Source organism: Sphingobium sp. TKS (assembly GCF_001563265.1).
GTDB lineage: Bacteria > Pseudomonadota > Alphaproteobacteria > Sphingomonadales > Sphingomonadaceae > Sphingobium.
Window position 1 is genome coordinate 201745 of sequence record NZ_CP005085.1, and the last position, 18174, is coordinate 219918.

Consider the following 18174-nt stretch of genomic DNA (forward strand, 5'->3'; position numbering starts at 1 on the left):
CTCAGGCCAGGAGTTGCCCCAGGACCGCTTGCGCCGACGCCATCGGCACGAAAACGCGCGTGCGGTAGGCGATGATCTCGGTGAAGCAGCCGAGCGATTTTAGTCGATGCAACTGATCGGCAGGGCATCCCACAAGCTCGATCCTGTGGGAACCGTTGACGCGCGATCGCTTGATCGTGAGGGGAAAGGGATGCGCGATATCGATGGTTCGACCGGCCGACACCGCCCGTGCGACCGCATCTGCGGGAAGCGCTTGCGCACGGTCGATACCGAGCCTTGCGAAAAGCTGGGGTACATGGTCGTCGAACACCAGGCGGCCGAGCCAGGAGCACCCCTGCCCATCGACGATACGGTTGACCACAAGATGATCGCTCGGGAGCGCGGACCAGATGGGAAGGAGGAGCCCCGTCGCGAGCCGGATCGTCTCTGTGTCCACGATCTGGCGCGATGCTTCGACCTCGCCGGCCCAGATGGCGCTGAAACTGTCCCGGTCGACCTCCTCCCAGGAGGTTTCTTGAAGGTCGTCAACCCGCATATATTCATTCCGGCCCGGCCGCATCATCTCCACGCGCGGAATGGGGGTGCCTTCCTTTTCTTCCATGAGCGCGCGCGCCCTGGTCCGCAGCGCGGCCTTCCCCGATCTGCGGTTGATCATGAAGGCGGCGGTGGCATCCTCGTGGGCGACCCGCAGGATGCGATCCAGCGAGACACAGTTGCGCCGGCGCATGATCTCGATGGTGAGCAGATGGGAGGTAGCGCCGGTGAGCGCATCGGTGCGAAGGACGAGGTCCTCGATGACGGTCGCCCTGTCGACAAGGATCGTCTCCACGCCCGCGTCGAGCCGTCCGGCATCGCGCGCCGCCGATACCCGCGTTTCGACAAGCGCCAGGAATTCCTCGAAGATGCTGTTCTGCAGCGCGATGGGAAGGGCCAGGATCCGGTTGAGCCAGCGCTGAATGGGCGGCATCTGGTCCTTCATGACACCGTCCCTGCCGGCCAGTTCAAGCCCGGTGCGGTCCTGGAAGTCATCAAGCGTGATGCTGGCAAGCTTGCCGGCGGCGAGAAGATCGAACCAGCTCAGAAGAGCCGCGCAGGCATATTCGCTTTCAAGATTGTCCGCCGGATCGAAGAGGCCCTGCCCTCCTGTCTGCCGCTGGCCCCGGGTGAGCGCGCCCAGGCTGTCGAGACGCCGCGCGATGGTGCTGGTGAACCGCAGCTCGCCCTTGCAGTCGGTCGTCACCGGGCGGAAGAGCGGTGTCGCTGCCTGGTGCGTTCGATGGGTACGCCCCAGCCCCTGGATCGCACGGTCTGCGCGCCATCCCGGCTCGAGCAGCAGGTGAACCCGCTGCTCCTGGTTTGCCGCGTCAAGCGAGGCGTGGTAGCTGCGGCCGGTACCGCCGGCATCGGAGAAGACAAGGATGCGCTTGCGGCCTGACTGGAAGGCGGCGGCCTCGGCCTGGCTGAGACGGGCGGACCGGCTTTCGAGAGTCTGCCGGCCGTCGCTCCTTGTAATGAGCCTTCTGGTGCGGCCGGTGACCTCGGCAACATTGTCATGCCCAAAATGCTCGAGCATCGCATCGAGCGCCGACATGATCGGCGGCATGGCACAAAGCGTCTCGATCAGCTCGGCGCGCGCCGCCTCGGCTTCGGGGTTGGCGACCGGATTGCCCCTGCCATCGACCATGGGCAGCGAGCGCGGCGCTCCTGTGTCATCGATGAAGACCTGCATCTGCCGGGTAGGGAAGGCTCGCTCGAGATAATCGATGACATATTCCCGGGGCGAGAGGTCGATCTCCAGGTCGGCCCGTTCTCCAGCGCTCAGCTCGCCAAGGCGACGGTCGAGGATGGATTGCGCGGTCGTCACCAGCTGGATGACGACGGACTGATTGGCGTCAAGATGCGCCTCTATCGCCGCGATCACCGTCGGCAGCTTCATGCTGAGCAGCAGCTGCCCGAAGAAGCGCTGCTTCGTCGTCTCGAAGCGGGAGCGGGCGGCGGCCTTGGCGCCGCTGTTGAGCGTCCTGTCCTCCAGCGGGTCAACCACCCCCGTCAGCTCCAGCGCGCGTTCCATATTGCGGTGAATCACCTGTTATCGCGAGGAAGCGGTAATGCGGAGGAGCGCGGCGTAGTCCTGCAAAGCTGCGGAACATTTCGCCACGTCCTTCACATTATTCTATAGGGTGTCGAGCCATCCCATCAGATTGGCATCTCGCTTCCACGAAGGTGGCACGTTGCTCGCCGCCGGGGCGCCAACCTGTTCCAGCGCCTTTCGTTTGGTCTCCAGATTGGCCTGAGCATAGTGATTGGTCGTATCGAGACTGACGTGCCCGAGCCAACTGCGGATGACGGTGATATCGACCCCGGCGGCAACGAGGTGGACGGCGGTCGCGTGCCGGAAGCTGTGAGGCGTAACGTGTTTTGACTGGAGGGTCAGCGTCGATTTCGCGGCTTGTTCCACGTAGGCGTTGAGCTTGAACCGCACCCCTGACGCCCCTAGCGGTTCACCGTATCGATTGACGAAGATCCGCTCATCGGGCGCACGGGGCTGTCGCTCCAGTAGCTTCCTGAGCAATGCCACGGTTTCTGGCCAGAGCGGGCAGATGCGTTCCTTGCGCCCCTTGCCGTAAAGACGCACGAAGTTCGGTGCATCGAACCGGATTGCTTCGGGACAGAGGTCAAGCGCCTCTTGGATTCGCGCGCCACTGTTATAGAGGAACGAGAGCAGTACATGGTCGCGCAGCCCTTCGAGTGTCGATCGGTTGGGCTGGGCGAGGATGGCCTCGACCTCCTCGGGCTCGAGGTAGCACGGCGCGGAGGTGGGCTCCCGCTTCAACGGAACAGCCAGGACCTCTGAGCACTGCGCGATGTATTCCGGATTCTTGTCCGCCACGAAGCTGAAGAAGCTGCGGATGGCGGCCAGTCGGCAGTTCCGCGTGCCGATCGTGGTCTTGCGGCCATGCTCGGTATGATGAAGGAACGCGCGCACCTCGCCGGCCGAGACGTCGGTGAGCGTCAGCCGCGCGACCCCGCAGCCTTTTCGCTCCGCGACGAACCGAAGCAGCAGCCGCCAGGTGTCGCGATAAGAGCGGATCGTGTGGATTGACGCGCTGCGCTGCTCGGCCAGCCACTCCTGGAAGAACGCCCGCAACAACGCGGGCAATGGATTGCCTTTCCTCATGGCCGCGCCTCCGTGACAAGGCACGGGGCGCCGAGCGCGCGGAACCGTTCACTGGCTTCCTGCAACAGATCCTGCGTGACGGTGATGTAGACCAGCGTGGAGTGGAGATCCCGGTGCCCCATGTAGGTCGAGAGGAAGTGCAGTTTTTCCTGAGGGTTAATGCCGGACCGGTACCACTGGAGGATGCGGTTCACCACCATCGAGTGACGAAGGTCATGGACCCGCGGCCCGGTCCGGCCCGAAGCGGGCTTGAGCCCAGCACGGCGCATGACGTTGGTAATCATTGTCGTAACCGCCTCGGGCCTGTAGCGGTCATTTAAGTGGGCATGCCAGAACAGCCCTGATTTCGGGTTCTGTGGGCCGCCAGCGCGCCGCCTCGCATCGATGTACGCGCGCAGTTCGACCGCGACACTGTCGGATAGAGGCAAGATCCTGGTCTTGTAGAACTTCGTTTCCCGGATCGTGATCGTGCTTGATTGCAGGTCCACGTCACCAAGATCGAGCCATGCCAGCTCGCTTCGCCGTAGCCCGGCACAATAGGCCAGCATGATCATGGTGTAGAGGGTCAACGGCCGCAGCGGAGCGTCCGGCGACGGATAAGTCCGTGCGGTATCGAGCATACGCCGAACGTCAGCCGGGCTGAAGATATGCGGTTGCCGATGCTCCCGCGCTACTTCCCGCTCTGGCCGGGGATTGAAGCGCTTTGGCGGGATAGTCGGATCGAGGCGGAACCGCGCCTTGGTCAGGATGCGCGCCAGCTTCTGGCATTCAGCCGCGTGGTTGCGGGTCGGCTTGGCAGCCGCCCAGCTCGCAATCATTGCCTCAAGTGGTTGCTCCGCGAGGTCGGGACGGGCCTGAAGGAACCGATCGAACCGCAGCAGCCAGTGAGCCTGCGCTTCATATTGATATCCCCGGCTGCGCATCAGCATGACATGGTCTTGCATGAAGTCACCCAGCACGCTGCCGAAGGGCGCAGGCCGTCGTAACGCGGCCAAGGATTCGTCGGGATTCGGGGAAGCCAAGGCCCGCCAGATCGGCTTGCTTTGCTTGACGTTGTACCGACGGCGAAGTGCAGCAACAGGGTTGTCGGCGATCAGCCCGATTTCGACGAGGTGGTCGAGGAAGCGGTCGACAATGCAGACCTGATTGAGCAGCGTCGACAATCGCCAACGTTTTTGCATCTCCTTCAGCCAGGCGTCGAGCATCTGCCGGTCCACCGCCGGATGCCGGCGGGCAACATCTTCGAAGGTGCAAAGGAACCAGCGATATGTCGGTACGCTTCCCGGCCGGAACTGCGATTTTACCAGGAAGGCGTCGACGACGGTGCGATCGGGATCGTGCCAGGCGCTCATGACAGCACCTCCATTCCAGGCACCTCGAGTGCCACGGCTCGGAGATCATCTGTTGCCAGTTTGAGATAAGTATTGGTGGATTCGGTGGATCGATGCCCGAGCACGTCGCCGATGATCTTTTGCGGGACCGATGCCCGCAGCATTTCGACCGCACGTGCGTGGCGGAAGACATGCGGCCCCCGCTTTCCTGCTGGCACTACGCCTGCGGCGGCCAACCGACCGCGGATCATGCCGTACAGGTTCGTCATTGCGATATAGGGTGCGCAGGATCGGACGAAGATTTCCCGCACTTCAACCTGGGGCCGCCCAAGGCGCAGATAATCCAGCAGCGCTTCACCAACAGTCACCATTAGCGGCATGTACGAGTACGCGTTGGTCTTGGTGTGGCAGATCCGGAGGGATTCTGCGCGCCAGTCCACGTCATCGAGCCGAAGGCGGCATATCTCACCTTCGCGCAGCCCATACGTGGCAAGCAGCTGAAGTATCGCATAATCGCGTAGTCCGCGTGGCGATCTGTCCTCCTGCGTTGTCGCCAGAACCGCGGCGATTTGGCTCCTTTCCAGCGTCGACGGCACATCTTCGTAGGCATAGAGCATGGGGCCGATGATGTGTGGCGTCAGATCGGTCGGGATGCGACCCGTCCGATGCAGATGGCGAACCACCGAACGGAGACGCTCAGCGACATCGGCCAATGATTTGCGCCGTAAACCAGGCGCGCGCATGTCCATGTAGAGATCGATGTCCACGATGCTCAACGTTTCGAGGCTGGCGGCACCGGCCCGGTCGAACTGCCATCGCAGGAAGTTTCGCGCCTCCCACATCAGCGCCGCAATGGACGCGCTTGCCAAACCGCGCTCCTCGCGCAGCCATGCCTCGTATTCGCGGCAAATTTCATGTCGATGCTCGTCATCGGGACCGATCATTTCTGCGTCCGGGGGCCAATTGCCTTGAGCAAGCCGGAGGAGCTTGGCGATCGCGGTGCGGGGCAACATGTGCCAACGCGCACTGGGAGGCCGACCGTACTGGATCTCAAAATCCTGAACCGCATAGCCAAAATACTGATCGACCTGCTGCGGCGTCACAGTCTCGACCTGTATATCGCACTCGGCCAGATAATCGAGAAACGCGCGGGCGTAGAGACGGTGGTTCGCCACGACCACGGGATTGTAATTCTGTGTGGTGAGCGAATTCGAGAGTTCGGTGATCAACTCGTCATGCAACTTCAACATGATTGCCTCCTCAGCTGGTCCAGGGACCGCCGAGGTTCGCAACCAATATAATGCGCAGCAACTGCGCACACTATCATGGGAATTCGCCGGTTACGCCGCGCTCCTCCGCATTACCGCTTCCTCGCGATAAGGCATCTTATGGCGAGCTGCGCATAAGACCGCCCACGCCTCGGCGTAGCGGTCATAGATCGCGATCTGGCCCGGCGTCAGCTCGTGCCGCAATATCTCATATTCAACGCCGTCAAAGCTTAACGCGCGGGCGGTGTAGAGGCCCAGGGCCTTAAGATCGCGCGCCACCAGTTCCATAGCGGCAATCCCGCCCTTGCGGATATCGGCGATGAACTGCTCGCGATTGGCGAAAGCGGTTTCAGGTCCCCACAGGCCCAACCTTACGGCATAGGCCAGATTATTGACGTCGGAGGCTGCGGTCGCCGTGGCATAGAGGATGCGCGCGCCGGGCAGGTTGTTCTGGAGCAGAACGCCGCAAAGGCCCTGGAGCGAGCCCTCTTTTCGTCCAAGCGCGCCTTCACCGCCTCCAACCCCGCCCATTTCATGCGCTTCATCGAAGCCGATCACACCTTCAAAATCGGGGCCTGCCCATTGGATGATCTGCTGCAGCCGGCTGCTTGCGCCGCGCGCGGATCGCAACATGGGGTAGGTGACGAAGAGGACGCCCTGCTCAAGCGCGAGGGGCTGGTCGATCTTCCAGTTGGACAAGGGCTGAATGTCGCCCGGCAGCCCGCCGAGCGCCGTCCAGTCGCGGCGGGCGTCCTCGAGCAGCATTTCATTCTTGGTGACCCAGATGTTGCGGCGGCGGCCCTGGAGCCAGTTGTCAAGAATGCAGGCGGCGACCTGGCGGCCCTTGCCGGCTCCCGTGCCATCGCCGAGGAAATAGCCCTTCCGATAGGCATGCCCCTGTTCGCTTTCCTCAAGGCCCGCCCCTTCCCTGGCGGGAAGGAATTTGCCCGGGAGGAATTGGGACCAGGCATGTCCTGCATAGACGACCGTCTCGAGCTGGGATGCCGAGAGCAGGCGGTGAGAGACAGTACGCTCGGGCAGGAGCGGCACATAGCGGGGAATGGGAGCGGCGATCGAGCCCATCGCCACGGACTCCACGAGCGCGGTAGGATGCTCGCCGGCCGTCTCGAACCGGATACGGCTCGGTCTGTAGGGAAGATAGACCCCGACCTGTCCAAGAAGCGGGGCCGGCGTATCGAGCGCTGAATAGCGCACGGCGGCGACGTCGTTGCGGACCGGCGCATGACAGGGCCGGGGCCGGGGCCGGGTGGCTCTGGCGGCGCTGAAAAGGGAAATCGCTGCCGGACGCCCGGGCTGCGCGGGCAATGGCGGCAAAGGGGCACGGGACGGGACTGCAAGCGTCGCGATGAGTTCGCGGATCGAGCCGCTCTCGATGGTTGGGGGAACCTCGCCGCCCCCGACCCTGTCGATGACGAGAAGGCGCACGCTGATCGACGTGCCGTGCCTCAAATAGCATTTGTCGAGACGAATGGAGGCGCGCAGGCTGGCATGCTGGAGTCCCGTCCAGGTAGGGTCGCCGATCCGTGCATGGGGGTTGAACCATTCGGGCATGACCGCGACCAGCCTGCCCCCGGGCCGCAGCCGCCGCAGGGCCGCTGCAAGATGGCGCAGGGCGGCATGGCGGTCGGCGCCGCGGCCTGCCGATCGGGAAAAAGGAGGGTTCATAAGGACCAGGCTTGGCCGAGGCGCGGCAGCCAGTGCGGCATCGATGAGCGCCCCATCATGGCCGGTGACAAGGGCATCGGGAAAGGACTGGGTAAGGCGGATGCGCCGCCGCGGCGCAAGTTCATTGAGCTGAAGGGTGGCGGACCGGCCGCAATGGGCCACAAGAAGACCATTGCCGGCGCTGGGTTCAAGGATGATATCGTCGGGCTGGATGTCGGCCAGCACCACCGCGAGGGCGGCAAGATCGACCGGCGTTGAGAATTGCTGCCATTCCACCTGTTCCTCGCTGCGCACTGTGTGGGTTGGAAGGCGATCAAGAAGGTCGCATGCGGCCGCGACGTCGCAGGGTTTCCTCAGGGAAAGGGGGCGGAGCCCAAGATGCTGGACCAGCGCATGCTCAAGGATCTCGAAGCTGTCGCGCTGGGTCCAGAGGCCATCGGCATCGCTGCCTCCAAAAGCCTGCATCATCGCTGCGCTGAGGTCCGCGCGGGTGATGGGGTCTGTGGAACCGAGGCGATCGCCAAGAATGGCGGCGGCACGCTGTTCGCCAAGGATCAGGGCATCGGGGATGGCGGGCATGGATCATTTCTCCGAAAAGCTGGCTGTCCCTTCGACAGCGTCAGCCCTTCACGCCCCCTCTTCTTGCCTGTGGGTTGCCGGCTGGAAGACCGGCAGGCGCTTTGGTCGCGCTTCAGCGCTGCGGGGAACGCACCGTTTCGAGCGCCTCGGCCCAGTCCTTGACGCCTTTGGGCGTCCTGATGCTGATCTCGAGGCCAGGCCGGGCGTAACGACGCATCGCCCGCGCGGCCGCGCGCTCGCCCTCGCCGTCATTGTCCGCCGCCAGGATCAGCGATGAGAGGGACTGCGGCAATATGAGGCGGTCGAGCCGCCTCGCGCCCAGGCTCGCCCAGCAGGGCTCGCCTTCGAGCAGGTTGAAGGCGCGAGCCGTCTCGAACCCTTCTGCAAGCGCCAGCACAGAATCGGGCCTGCCGCCGCCCTGCCAGGCGCCCCCGCCCGGCCTGCCCAGGAGCAGCTTCATGCGACACGCCCCGGTTTGAGGATCAAGGAAGATGCGCTGGACCGCGGTCAGCTGCCGCCCCTCCCGGACCGCGAGCAGAAGAGCGGGCTGATAACTCGTCCAGGGCAGCGGCCGATAGGGACAGCGCGGATGGTATCGCACATCGGCGACGGGCGGCTCGAGCCCCCGGAGGGTCATGTAGCGCTCGGCAAGGGTTCCGCTGACAGGGCCGGCCTGCGCCCACAGGCGCGCTGCACTCCCGGAAGACCGGGAGGGCGTGTCACAATAGGCGAAGCGCTTGCGGCGCGGGATGCGCCGCAAGGCACGCAGCACATCCTCCCGGGCGCAGCCGGCAAAGCATGTGACCAAAATCCCATGATCGCCCTGCCGTATGGATAGGCTTGGGGCTCGATCATCATGCACGGGACACCGGCACATGGCGGTGCGGCCATGCCAGCTCCCGTCAAGGGCCCCTACAAGGTCGATGGTGTCCTGGGACGGTCGTCGGGTTATCAGCGGCATCAGCCCATCTCCTTTTCCCATCGCCCAGCCACTCTCCCCTTTCGGCCGAACCGAGGGGTGGCGTCGGGACAGCATCCGATGATGCGGATGTCGAGCGGGCCTCCTCGGGGCGTTCGGTCTGAAATACCGCAACGCTGCAGACGGCGGGATCAGCTGATTCCAGAGCATCGAAAAGGAGGAACGAACATGGATTCTTCGTCAATTTCATGTTTGTGACATGCGAATCCTTTCAGATCAGCGCATTATTGTTTGCTTCTGATCTATCAAGGGGTTAACTGAAATCTATTCGGACCTTGTGCGCGCATGCGAGCCCCATTCGAGGGGCAAGGAGCCGTTAATGTCAATTTTAACATAATAGAATTCCACGAATGGATGGAATTTTTCGCAGGACTAGGAGAATTCACTTGGGATCGGAAGACAAATCTACCATTAATCAGAGTGTAAGGCTGGATTCTCTCACGATTGATGACCTGAAATCTCTGGAACAGTCCTTTCTGGAAGCCGCTAATTCCATCGCGGCTGTCCGCAACGTTCTTGACCAGGTCATCGATACTGGCGCGCCTTTGACAAAAGCCATTGGCGCGAGCCGGGCAGGTGCGGCGGCGCGTTACGCGCTTTCGGCGATGACGGAGGACCAGGCCGACGTCGAAGAGGCCCTCAAAGCCCTATGCAGGGGCCTCAAGACAGGAGATCGGGAAGAATTCATTCGCCAGCGGCTTGTCGATTGCTTCGCCCTGGAAGGCTGGGCGTCTGCCGGCGTCCTGCTTTGCCTCCTCCGCCAGCCGGGGCAATTTGTCTCGCACGCCCATCTGGCGGACGCGGCCTGCGTCCTCTCGGAGAGTCCCAATGTCGTGCGCGTCTATATCTGCCAGCTGCGCTCAAGCCTCAAAAGCCGGGGCTTTGAGGATGGCGCCATCGAGACCGGGCGGCGAAGCTACCGGATAGTTCCGAGCGCTGCCTTCGGGATCGTCAACGCGCTTGGCGTGTCCTTGAGACCGACCAGAAAGGCGAGCATGAGTGAAAGCCAAAGCCACAGCCAGGCTGCCGCGCGGTGACCGAGCCACCAGGCCAGCCCAAGGGCTGGCCTGCGCCTGCGGGGCGGCCGGTGGCCGGTCGGGCAGCCGCTCCCCTCAGGCGATGGAGCTGCCCGCGTTCCTTTTCCATGCATTGGCAGGTCCGGAACGGCCGCAAGCCTCAGCCAGGCGTCGCCTAATCCCCTGACCCCTGCGCGCGAAGCCGCTCACGCATCCGCTTGCCCGGCCTGAAATGCACGGCATTTTTTTCGGCCACCGGGACGCATTCTCCAGTCCGGGGATTGCGCCCCATCCGGGCCATGCGAGGCCGTGGGGTAAAGGTACCAAAGCCGCGAATCTCGACCCGTCCGCCCTTTGCGAGATTGTCGATGATTTCCTGGAAGAAAAGATTGACGATGCTCTCGACTTCCGAAGCGGAGAGATCGGGATGCTCTTCGAGCATCTTCTGGATCAGCTCAGATCTGATCATCACGCACCTTGAACAATCCCCCTCCTCAAACCATCGCCGCTTTCATGCCCCCATGATGGCGCCGTCCAGGACCAGGGACAGGAACCACGGTCGATCTTCAACAAGCCGCAATAGCTTTGTTCGATGAAATTGCAAGGATTCAGGAGTTTTGATTCTTCCAATACTTGGCATTCGCATCACGCCGTCGACGCGCATCGCCCGGCCTGCGTGGACGTTGGGAGGGGATTGGCCCCTTGCCGGCACCCCGTCGCAGGAGCGGTCCGACACGTCCCTGTAAACCAGTAGGTAAGAAGCTCCCGCTATTCCTGTAGCGCGCATCCGATGCGAGCGTCGGGCGTTGATGCCCTGTGACCGCACGACGGCGCCCGAAAAACATCGCGGCCTTACAGTTGGAGTTTCCATGACCGGTTCAAGTCCCTCCCGCCGCCGCCTTCCTCAGGGGAGTTGCTTCATCCTGCTCCTGCCGCTGGCGCTGGCCTTCTGGATGGCGGTGATGTGGCTGATCGATCAGGGGCGCTGAAGCTTGATTGAAGGCGCCCGGGCACGGCCCGGCCGGTCAGGCCTGCTCGATTTGCAGAACGTCCAGCAGATCGAAACCTGATCGGATGCCTGCGACCCGAACCCTGCGCCCGAGCAGGTGTCGATAGCGCCCGGTGACATCCAGGCGCCATTCACCGCCATCGGCTACGCGCAGGACGGGGTGAAGGCCAGCCTCGAGCAGGATTCCGGTCAGATCGTGGCGTGAACCTCTTGGCATCGATGCTCCTTCAGGCTGGCGACGGACGCTTCATGTCCCCCGGCCAGGATGAGGTTCCGCCGCCGCTCGCGCCGATTGCCTGCCATGAACGAAGCGGGCTTGCAACATTCCGTGGGGCTTCCCCCGCGCGAAAGCGCCAAGGCAAGTGAAGGCGTGCCGCTCAAAAGGGACTCCGCCCGACTGTGAAACAAGCGGAGCCAGTCTGAGGAAAAGCGCGAAACGGTCATGGGCGCCCTGCCAAAAAGGGCGTCCGTCGTCCGGACGCCCTCCTGGCTCGTTGCGCAAGAGCAGATTGCGAAACGAGTGCATCGGCTCGACCGCTCTACATATTTATTGTGTCGCGTTTCCCGGTCAGCAGATGATTGGCTTCGCCGAACTGGCGTTTCCATCTGCCAAGAAAACGCTCAAGCTCAATAGCGCCAGGAGATGCCCAGCGAGAGCTTGTTGTTGTCGACGCGGATGCCGTTGGCGCCGAGATCCTTGTTGAGGCCGGCGCTGCCATAATCCTCAATCAGATATTCAACGCGGATCGACGTCTGCGCGCCGATGCGGGTTTCCAGGCCAGCGCCGTAGACCAGCGCGTCCTGCATGGTCTTGGTGCCGTAGCTGTCCACGCCGTCAAAGGCGCTCGCCTTGAACTTGGTCGATTGCCAGCCGCCCCGGGCATAGAGAGCGGTGTTGTCGGCGATCATGGCGCCCAGCCGGCCGCTCAGGCCGAAGGATTCGCGCGCCCGGATCTTGCCGCTCACGCTATTCGTGCCGTCATCAAGGCTGGCAGAGATGCTTGCGCCCGAATAGTTCGCATTGGCTTCGACGCCGAAGAACAGGCTGTTCGAGAGGGCATAGTCGTAGCCGACATAGAGGCCGCCGCCGATGCCGTTGCCGCTCAGACCGTCGAGGTCCAGAGCCGCAATGCCAATGTCGGTGCCTTCAGCCTTGACCTCATAGGCGTCGCGGCTGATCTGCGCGCCGATGAACGGGCCGGAAAAGGTTTCTGCATGAGCGCAGGAGGTCCCGGCGACGATCGCCAGAAGCGCGATGGAAATATTTTTCATGGTTCCCCTGAATTGGTTCGCGTTGTCTAATCGTTTCGGTTGCGACCCGGAGAGCCGCCTAGAGAGGCAAACCTGCAACGTCAACCAATTCTGTTCGATTCCTTGGCAAGAGGCTTTTACCGGAAGCATAGCGCATATCTCATGTCTGACTATGCTTGCACAGCGAAGGACCAAGGCGCGCGCCCGCGCTTGAAAAAATGGCGGCCCCGGGAATTTCCCTGCTTCAATAACGGCGCCCGTCCCGGCAATGAAGGCCAAATGACCAGCGCCTTTCTCCCCATGCGCCGCAGTGGCAAGGCAGAAAGCGCGGCGCGGCCAGCGCCGGGCCCGCTGATCCTCATGCTGTACGGGCTGGGTTTCTGGCTCGCGCTCTCGATGGCCGCCTATTGGGGCGGAGAGGGCTATTATTCACTCTGGTTCCCGCCCGCAGGACTTCGGCTCGCGTTCCTCTGGCATTTTGGACCGAGGGCGACCCCTGCAATCATGATCGTCGAACTGCTGGTCAATCTGGGGATGGGAAGATTTTCCCTCGCCTCGCCCGACCGGCTGATCGCGCTGTGGGGCATCGTGCGCCCGGTCCTCGCTTATGGCGCGATCGTGGGGGTCATCCGCTGGCTCTCGAGCGGCAGCAGGGCAGGCATGATGACGCCGCCAATGCCATTTAGCCTCGCTGCGGCGGCCGCGCCGGTTTTCGCGGCGCTCACGGCGCTGCCCGAAGCTCTCTGGCGACCGGACCGGACACAGGTCACAACCCTTCCCGATGTGATCACCTCGCTCACCGCGTTCGCCGTTGGCGACCTGCTCGGGGTCCTCCTCATCGCGCCCCCTCTTCTCTGGATCGCCGGGACAGCCGGACGCGGGCGCAAGTCCCTGCCTTCGCGCCTCGCGCCGCCCTCCATTGCCTGGACACCGGTCATGGAGATGGCCTTCCTGCTAGGAGGAGCAATCGTCGTCACCCGTCTCCTCACGCATATCGGCCTTGGCTTTCAGCCGACCCCGGTCATCCTCGCCGTTGCCTGGACGGGATTGCGCTTCGGGCGCCTTGCGGCCTGGATCTCCCTGGCGGCCGTGGCCTGGCTGCTGCTGCCCGAGACAGCCGACGCCATCAGCACGACGGACCGTCTCGAGCGCCATCTCAACCTCGCAACCATCATGGTGGTGGGCTATCTTGCAGGCAGCTATCGCGACGCCCAGAAGCAGGCCAGGGCAGCGCTCGAGCGACGCGATCGGCTGCTCTTCCAGGCCGAGCGTCTCAAGACGTTGCGGGCCATGTCCGTGGCCGTGATCCATGAGATCAGCCAGCCCTTGTCCACCCTGGCGATCGAGGCGAGGCATCTTCACGCAATCACCGATCGGTCCGGACAGGAAATCAGGGAGAGCGCAGCGCTCATTGATCGCAAGGCGGCCGCCCTTTCCCACCTCGTCCGCCGCCTGCGCCGGTTCGGCGGGCGCGTGGTCGATGAACCCAGTCCCCTGCCCGTTCCGGCGCTGGTCGAGAGCGTGGTCGCCATCGCCGCGCCTGAAACCAGGAGCCAGGGCGTCGCCTTGAAAGTCGGCCCGACAGACCCGGACCTGGTCATTCTTGGACAGGAGGTCGAACTGAGCCAGGCGCTGATGAACCTGCTGCGCAACGCCATTCAGCACTCCAGCGACCGGGCGGTCGAGCTGGGCAGCGAACGAAGGGGCGGCAGGGCCGAAATCACGGTTCTCAACCGATATGAACCTGAGGCTTCTCACGGCATGGGCATGGGCGTTGGCATTCTCGTGGCCCAGGCCATCGTGGAAGCGCATGGCGGACATCTGACCCGAACCAAAGGGCCCGACGGCGTCATGCTCGCGTCCATCATGCTGCCACTGGCGGGAGACTGTGCATGACGGGCGAGCCCAAAGTCTATGTGGTGGACGATGATCGCGACCTGGGTGGCAGCGTCGCGCGACTGCTTTGCCGGCAAGGCTTTGCCGCGGAGCCATTTCTCGATCCCGTGATGCTGCTCAATGCCTATGTCGAGGCGCCGGCCTCCTGCATCGTGACCGATGTCATGATGGACGATCTGGACGGTTTCGGCTTTGCCGACCGTGTCCGCTTCCTCGATCCTGCCGTCGCGATCGTCTTCATGACGGCCTGGCCCACAACGGCCAATGCCGTAGATGCCGTCCGCCGCCATGGCGGCCTCGATTATCTTGAAAAGCCGATTGATGAAGCGCGCCTGATCGCCGCTGTCACCGAAGGGGTGGCCTGGTCAAGCCGCAGGCGAAGGCAGTTGGGCCGCACCGCAGCCTTGACGCCCAGGGAAAGGGAGGTGTTCGACCTGCTCGTCCTGGGCCATAGCAACAAGGCGATCGCGGGGATCCTGGCGCTCAGCCCCAAGACGGTCGAGGATCATCGGGCGGCGATCATGGCGAAGACGGGGACCAGCGGGCTCGCCCAATTGATTGCCCTTGCCTCGCCCGGATGACGCGCCAGGCAAGCGAAGAGCGAGCCGTTTCGCGACCCCTGGCCATTGCCTGCATCCCGGGAAATTCCCGGATGGAATGATCCCACCTGCTGCCTGATAGGAGCCGCGCCAGGTCCAGTCTTGGATGGGCACCGGGCGGCGTTGCGACCCCGCCGCCCGGTTTCAACAGAAGCATGATCTCGACCAGGCCGGACCGGAACATGCGCTGCATGCCTTGGACTTTCCCGCCTTGCCCGAGCGAACAGATGATGCCAGCTATCGACCGTGCGCGGCAGATCGCGGCTCCTTCAACCTCAGCCGTCCTGATCGGTCAGGTGAGCCTGCTCGCCGTGATGGAGAAGGCAAAGCCCGTGATCAGCGAGGGTGCGCGTCAAGACAGACAGGATTTTCGGGAAGGACAGCGAGGCGGCTCCTCGACTCCGGCCAGGCCAGGCCAGGCAACTAGCTGCTGCCCGGGAATGCGAATTGCTCAAGCATATGCAATAGCGCCTGGGCGCCCCCTTGGCGGTTCTTCAGGGCATCGGTGAGGGCGCCTTCAACCTTCGAGGCGACGAAGCGCGAGGGACCCGCATAGCCAAGGGACCAGGTGAGGAAATGACGGGTCGGGTAGGAACCACAGGCGATGGTACCGATATCCTGGTGCCTGGGATCCTGGAGAATGCTCTCCTGGAGTGCGGCAATGGCTGCAGGAGGACCTTCGATATACTGAGCGAAGTGACGTCCTGTAAACAAAAGCGCTCCGGTGACCTCCAGCGAACGATTTCTCTGTACAGAAATGGCGACGATATCCCCGACGTGCCTCTCGGCGTCGGTCTCGTCCAACCGGCTCGTGCTGATGTAGAACCATCGATCCAACATAGGCCGTTTATGCCCATTAGATCAGAAGAGTAAAGGCGAGACGCAAGGGTGGAGGCGTTGGCGCACCCCACCTAGATCTTGCAGCTGCCTGCGGGGGGGAGTCGCGATCGAGACCCCATTCTGCAAGGCGAGAGGTGAATATCATCGCCCTTGCGAGCTTCGTAAAAATACGAAGGCCCTGGTAAGGCGATGTCGAGGAATGCGGTTTAAGGGCGCCCCCGAACCCCGGAGGCCTTCCATGTTTGCGCACAAGTCCAGTGATTTCCAGCTCGAAGGCGCCGAACTGCGCCGCCATCCCCGTCAGACGGTTTACAAGTCGGCCTTGCTCTACCCTGTGGTGCGCGAGGCCACGTTGGCGATTGGCAACATCTCCAGAAGCGGCTTGAGCGGCCAGTGCGCCTTGCCGCTCAGCCTCAGGGACACGGTGCATGTGAGCTTCGACGGTGAGAAATTCGTGACGGCCGAGGTTCGCTGGACCAGGGGCTCGACATGCGGGCTTCTCGTTGAAGAGCCTCTTGTGTGCTTTGGCGGGGTTGAAGGGAATTCACCTGCCGCCGCAGCCGGCGAACAGGCCCGCGAGCTCCGGCTCGCCGCCGACCTTTCGGCAACGATCGTGAAGTCTGCGCCCGTGCTCGTCGGCACGGTTCGCAACATGTCGCTTGAAGGGATGATGATCGAAACGGCCGGCTTGCGGGAAGGCACGCGTCTTCTGGTCAAGACGCGCGGAGCTGATGTGCGTATCGGACGCGTTCAATGGGCAAGCGGCGATTTGGCAGGCATTTTCTTCGACCGCGCGATAGGCCTGTAACATCGCGGCGCCGTCGCGGCGCCCGCAACGATACTCCTGGCAGGGCGTTGAGCGGGAAAGGAGTGCGGGCGACCTGCGATGAATACCGGATGCTCGATCTATATAGTGGACAGCGACGCGCGCGTCCGCCGCCATCTGGTGATGCTTCTGCGGGGGCAGAACCACAAGCCCACTTCTTTTGCATCCGGCAACGACTTTGTAGAAGCGCTGGGCTTCCTTGAAGCGGGCATCTCCATCATCGACATGCGCCTGTGCGACATGGATGGCCTGGACGTGCTTCGGAAGACACAGGGCCGCCGTCCGGACATGCTTTTGATAATGATGGCGGCGAACACGGACGTCCGTACGGCAGTCCAGGCCATCAAGGAGGGAGCGGACGACTTTCTGGAAAAGCCCTTCGAGGACGATGCCATCGTGCAGCTCGTCGCGCACGCCATCCCGGAACTTGGCAGGAAAATCCAGTTTGCCGCGCGTCGATGCAGCGCAGCCAAGCAGCTTGATAAGCTCACGAGGAAAGAGCTCCATATGATGATCTCTCTATCGCTGGAGAGGGATAATGGAAAAGTCGCCGAGCAATATCAGGTGAGCGTCAGAACGGTTGAATCCTATCGGACGCGCATAATGAGAAAGGTAGGCGTCACCAGATTTTCCGATGCCTTGCTTTTGCTGTCCGCAGCCGGGGTTTCGCGCGCGCCCTTCCCCGAGAAGGCCTGTTGAAGGCGAGCCGGCAATGACGATCTAAGGTGGTTCTACGACGATCGCACAGCTCTGGAATTTACATTGGGGTCATCAGCAAATTCGGGAATTTGATGAATTGCCGGCTTGATGCGGGCCGATGCGCTTCCACAAACCGTCGCAGTCTCTCAGAATCACCGGATGAACGCGGCCAGGTCCATGCCGCCGCAGTTGGCGATCGCCGCCTTACCCTCGAGCAAAGGCGAGCCGGCCAGAATGGCCTGCATCAATTCCTGGCTGCCGGCCCTCAGGTCCGCAGATGAATCGGGCCGTACCAATCCGTCCGGGGAAATTCCCGGATGGAACGATCTCTCCTGCTGCCTGACAAGCGCAGCGCCTGCGACCGGGATGCCGAACCGCATTCCGCCTGATATGCATCATCCGCCATGCGAATTTGGAACCGCGTGCAAATCCAGGCGCTTGAGACATCCAGGGAGAAAATCGACGATGAAATGGATCGGCGTGGCTGCGCTGCTGCTTTGCTCGAGTGCCTCATGGGCGCAGCAACAGGACAAGAAGGACGAGACGCTCAAAAAGGCCGGCGACATTGCCACTCAACCCGTCCGTGACGTCGGCCTCGACAAGAAGGAAATACCCCAGGTCCTGCAAGAGGCGATGGAAGACCCTTATAAGCGGCCGCCTTCGCGCAGCTGCAAGGGACTGAAAGCCTCGCTGGAAGACCTGAACGCCGTGCTCGGCTCCGACTTCACCACCAGCGAAAATGCGAACGAGAATCGTGCGGGCAAGATCGCCGAAGCCGTAGGCAAGAGCGTTGTCAATTCGCTCATTCCCTTTCGCGGTCTGGTGCGGGAAATAAGCGGCGCTGCGCCCGCCGAACGGCGCTTGCAGGCGGCGGTGACGGCCGGGATCGCCCGGCGCGGCTATCTTCGTGGGCTGGCGGCCGCCAAGAGCTGCAAGATCATGAGCCCGCCGGCAACTTCGCAGGAACAGGCGCGGGACGCTGAAAAATGAGGGAAGCGCGGGCGGTTCAGCCCTGCA

General features: G+C 62.8%; 16 protein-coding genes. 6 read left to right on the forward strand and 10 right to left on the reverse strand.

The genetic code is table 11. The features are described from left to right. Nucleotide 1: 1 nt before the first annotated feature. From K426_RS26180 to K426_RS26205, 6 genes are all read right to left on the reverse strand, one after another. A complete protein-coding gene (locus K426_RS26180; protein WP_237230213.1) occupies nucleotides 2–1729 on the reverse strand; it encodes a strawberry notch C-terminal domain-containing protein in 1728 nt (575 codons plus the stop codon). A 444-nt stretch (nucleotides 1730–2173) separates the two neighbouring features. Continuing rightward, nucleotides 2174–3178, reverse strand: coding sequence for a site-specific integrase (locus K426_RS26185; protein WP_009823939.1), 1005 nt, complete (start codon nucleotides 3176–3178; stop codon nucleotides 2174–2176). Then, nucleotides 3175–4530, reverse strand: a complete 1356-nt coding sequence (locus tag K426_RS26190) for a tyrosine-type recombinase/integrase (protein WP_009823940.1) — start codon at nucleotides 4528–4530, stop codon at nucleotides 3175–3177. Before K426_RS26190 ends, K426_RS26185 begins: the two co-directional genes overlap by 4 nt. Next, nucleotides 4527–5759, reverse strand: a complete 1233-nt coding sequence (locus K426_RS26195) for a site-specific integrase (RefSeq protein ID WP_007015824.1) — start codon at nucleotides 5757–5759, stop codon at nucleotides 4527–4529. The genes K426_RS26190 and K426_RS26195 overlap by 4 nt, the downstream gene beginning before the upstream one ends. A 90-nt stretch (nucleotides 5760–5849) precedes the next feature. After that, a complete protein-coding gene (locus tag K426_RS26200) occupies nucleotides 5850–8042 on the reverse strand; it encodes a strawberry notch family protein (RefSeq protein WP_082749210.1) in 2193 nt (730 codons plus the stop codon). A gap of 112 nt (nucleotides 8043–8154) precedes the next feature. Next, entirely contained in the window at nucleotides 8155–9003 is an 849-nt protein-coding gene (locus tag K426_RS26205) for a DUF7146 domain-containing protein (protein ID WP_031290520.1), read from the reverse strand. A gap of 404 nt (nucleotides 9004–9407) precedes the next feature. Here K426_RS26205 and K426_RS26210 point away from each other — a divergent pair, with 404 nt between their 5' ends. Then, on the forward strand, nucleotides 9408–10058 hold the full coding sequence (locus tag K426_RS26210; protein ID WP_046766109.1) for a winged helix-turn-helix domain-containing protein: 651 nt from the start codon (nucleotides 9408–9410) through the stop codon (nucleotides 10056–10058). Between the two features lie 154 nt (nucleotides 10059–10212). Here K426_RS26210 and K426_RS26215 read toward each other — a convergent pair whose 3' ends face one another. The 3 genes from K426_RS26215 to K426_RS26225 all read right to left on the reverse strand — a co-directional run bounded on the left by K426_RS26215 (nucleotide 10213) and on the right by K426_RS26225 (nucleotide 12318). After that, nucleotides 10213–10506: an HU family DNA-binding protein gene (locus K426_RS26215; RefSeq protein WP_021243576.1), complete on the reverse strand. Its 294-nt coding sequence runs from the start codon at nucleotides 10504–10506 to the stop codon at nucleotides 10213–10215. Between the two features lie 556 nt (nucleotides 10507–11062). Then, on the reverse strand, nucleotides 11063–11263 hold the full coding sequence (locus tag K426_RS26220) for a DUF5818 domain-containing protein (protein WP_021243578.1): 201 nt from the start codon (nucleotides 11261–11263) through the stop codon (nucleotides 11063–11065). A gap of 410 nt (nucleotides 11264–11673) precedes the next feature. Next, entirely contained in the window at nucleotides 11674–12318 is a 645-nt protein-coding gene (locus K426_RS26225) for an outer membrane protein (protein ID WP_021243579.1), read from the reverse strand. A gap of 258 nt (nucleotides 12319–12576) precedes the next feature. On the opposite strand from K426_RS26225, the gene K426_RS26230 reads away from it, so the two are divergent. Further along, nucleotides 12577–14193, forward strand: a complete 1617-nt coding sequence (locus K426_RS26230; RefSeq protein ID WP_082749227.1) for an MASE1 domain-containing protein — start codon at nucleotides 12577–12579, stop codon at nucleotides 14191–14193. Beyond that, complete coding sequence (locus K426_RS26235; RefSeq protein ID WP_021243581.1) at nucleotides 14190–14774, forward strand: response regulator transcription factor; 585 nt, start codon at nucleotides 14190–14192, stop codon at nucleotides 14772–14774. Before K426_RS26230 ends, K426_RS26235 begins: the two co-directional genes overlap by 4 nt. A 441-nt stretch (nucleotides 14775–15215) precedes the next feature. On the opposite strand, the gene K426_RS26240 is transcribed toward K426_RS26235, so the two are convergent. Continuing rightward, nucleotides 15216–15596, reverse strand: coding sequence for a BLUF domain-containing protein (locus K426_RS26240; RefSeq protein WP_236614710.1), 381 nt, complete (start codon nucleotides 15594–15596; stop codon nucleotides 15216–15218). Nucleotides 15597–15870: 274 nt separating this feature from the next. Between K426_RS26240 and K426_RS26245 the strand changes: the two genes are divergently transcribed. From K426_RS26245 to K426_RS26260, 3 genes are all read left to right on the forward strand, one after another. Continuing rightward, nucleotides 15871–16440 carry a PilZ domain-containing protein gene (locus K426_RS26245; RefSeq protein ID WP_021243583.1) on the forward strand — a complete coding sequence of 190 codons (570 nt, stop codon included), beginning with the start codon at nucleotides 15871–15873 and terminating at the stop codon, nucleotides 16438–16440. Nucleotides 16441–16518: 78 nt separating this feature from the next. Beyond that, nucleotides 16519–17157 carry a response regulator transcription factor gene (locus tag K426_RS26250; RefSeq protein WP_021243584.1) on the forward strand — a complete coding sequence of 213 codons (639 nt, stop codon included), beginning with the start codon at nucleotides 16519–16521 and terminating at the stop codon, nucleotides 17155–17157. A 465-nt stretch (nucleotides 17158–17622) separates the two neighbouring features. Beyond that, nucleotides 17623–18147, forward strand: a complete 525-nt coding sequence (locus K426_RS26260) for a hypothetical protein (RefSeq protein ID WP_021243586.1) — start codon at nucleotides 17623–17625, stop codon at nucleotides 18145–18147. The last annotated feature ends 27 nt before the right edge of the window (nucleotides 18148–18174 follow it).

What these genes read in the sequence shown, in the direction of transcription:
- K426_RS26225 (WP_021243579.1), bottom strand. Translation starts at nt 12,318, where the DNA reads ATGAAAAATATTTCCATCGCGCTTCTGGCGATCGTCGCCGGGACCTCC.
- K426_RS26190 (WP_009823940.1), bottom strand. Translation starts at nt 4,530, where the DNA reads ATGAGCGCCTGGCACGATCCCGATCGCACCGTCGTCGACGCCTTCCTG.
- K426_RS26205 (WP_031290520.1), bottom strand. Translation starts at nt 9,003, where the DNA reads ATGCCGCTGATAACCCGACGACCGTCCCAGGACACCATCGACCTTGTA.
- K426_RS26195 (WP_007015824.1), bottom strand. Translation starts at nt 5,759, where the DNA reads ATGTTGAAGTTGCATGACGAGTTGATCACCGAACTCTCGAATTCGCTC.
- K426_RS26220 (WP_021243578.1), bottom strand. Translation starts at nt 11,263, where the DNA reads ATGCCAAGAGGTTCACGCCACGATCTGACCGGAATCCTGCTCGAGGCT.
- K426_RS26200 (WP_082749210.1), bottom strand. Translation starts at nt 8,042, where the DNA reads ATGCCCGCCATCCCCGATGCCCTGATCCTTGGCGAACAGCGTGCCGCC.
- K426_RS26260 (WP_021243586.1), top strand. Translation starts at nt 17,623, where the DNA reads ATGAAATGGATCGGCGTGGCTGCGCTGCTGCTTTGCTCGAGTGCCTCA.
- K426_RS26245 (WP_021243583.1), top strand. Translation starts at nt 15,871, where the DNA reads ATGTTTGCGCACAAGTCCAGTGATTTCCAGCTCGAAGGCGCCGAACTG.
- K426_RS26185 (WP_009823939.1), bottom strand. Translation starts at nt 3,178, where the DNA reads ATGAGGAAAGGCAATCCATTGCCCGCGTTGTTGCGGGCGTTCTTCCAG.
- K426_RS26235 (WP_021243581.1), top strand. Translation starts at nt 14,190, where the DNA reads ATGACGGGCGAGCCCAAAGTCTATGTGGTGGACGATGATCGCGACCTG.
- K426_RS26215 (WP_021243576.1), bottom strand. Translation starts at nt 10,506, where the DNA reads ATGATCAGATCTGAGCTGATCCAGAAGATGCTCGAAGAGCATCCCGAT.
- K426_RS26230 (WP_082749227.1), top strand. Translation starts at nt 12,577, where the DNA reads ATGACCAGCGCCTTTCTCCCCATGCGCCGCAGTGGCAAGGCAGAAAGC.
- K426_RS26180 (WP_237230213.1), bottom strand. Translation starts at nt 1,729, where the DNA reads ATGCAGGTCTTCATCGATGACACAGGAGCGCCGCGCTCGCTGCCCATG.
- K426_RS26250 (WP_021243584.1), top strand. Translation starts at nt 16,519, where the DNA reads ATGAATACCGGATGCTCGATCTATATAGTGGACAGCGACGCGCGCGTC.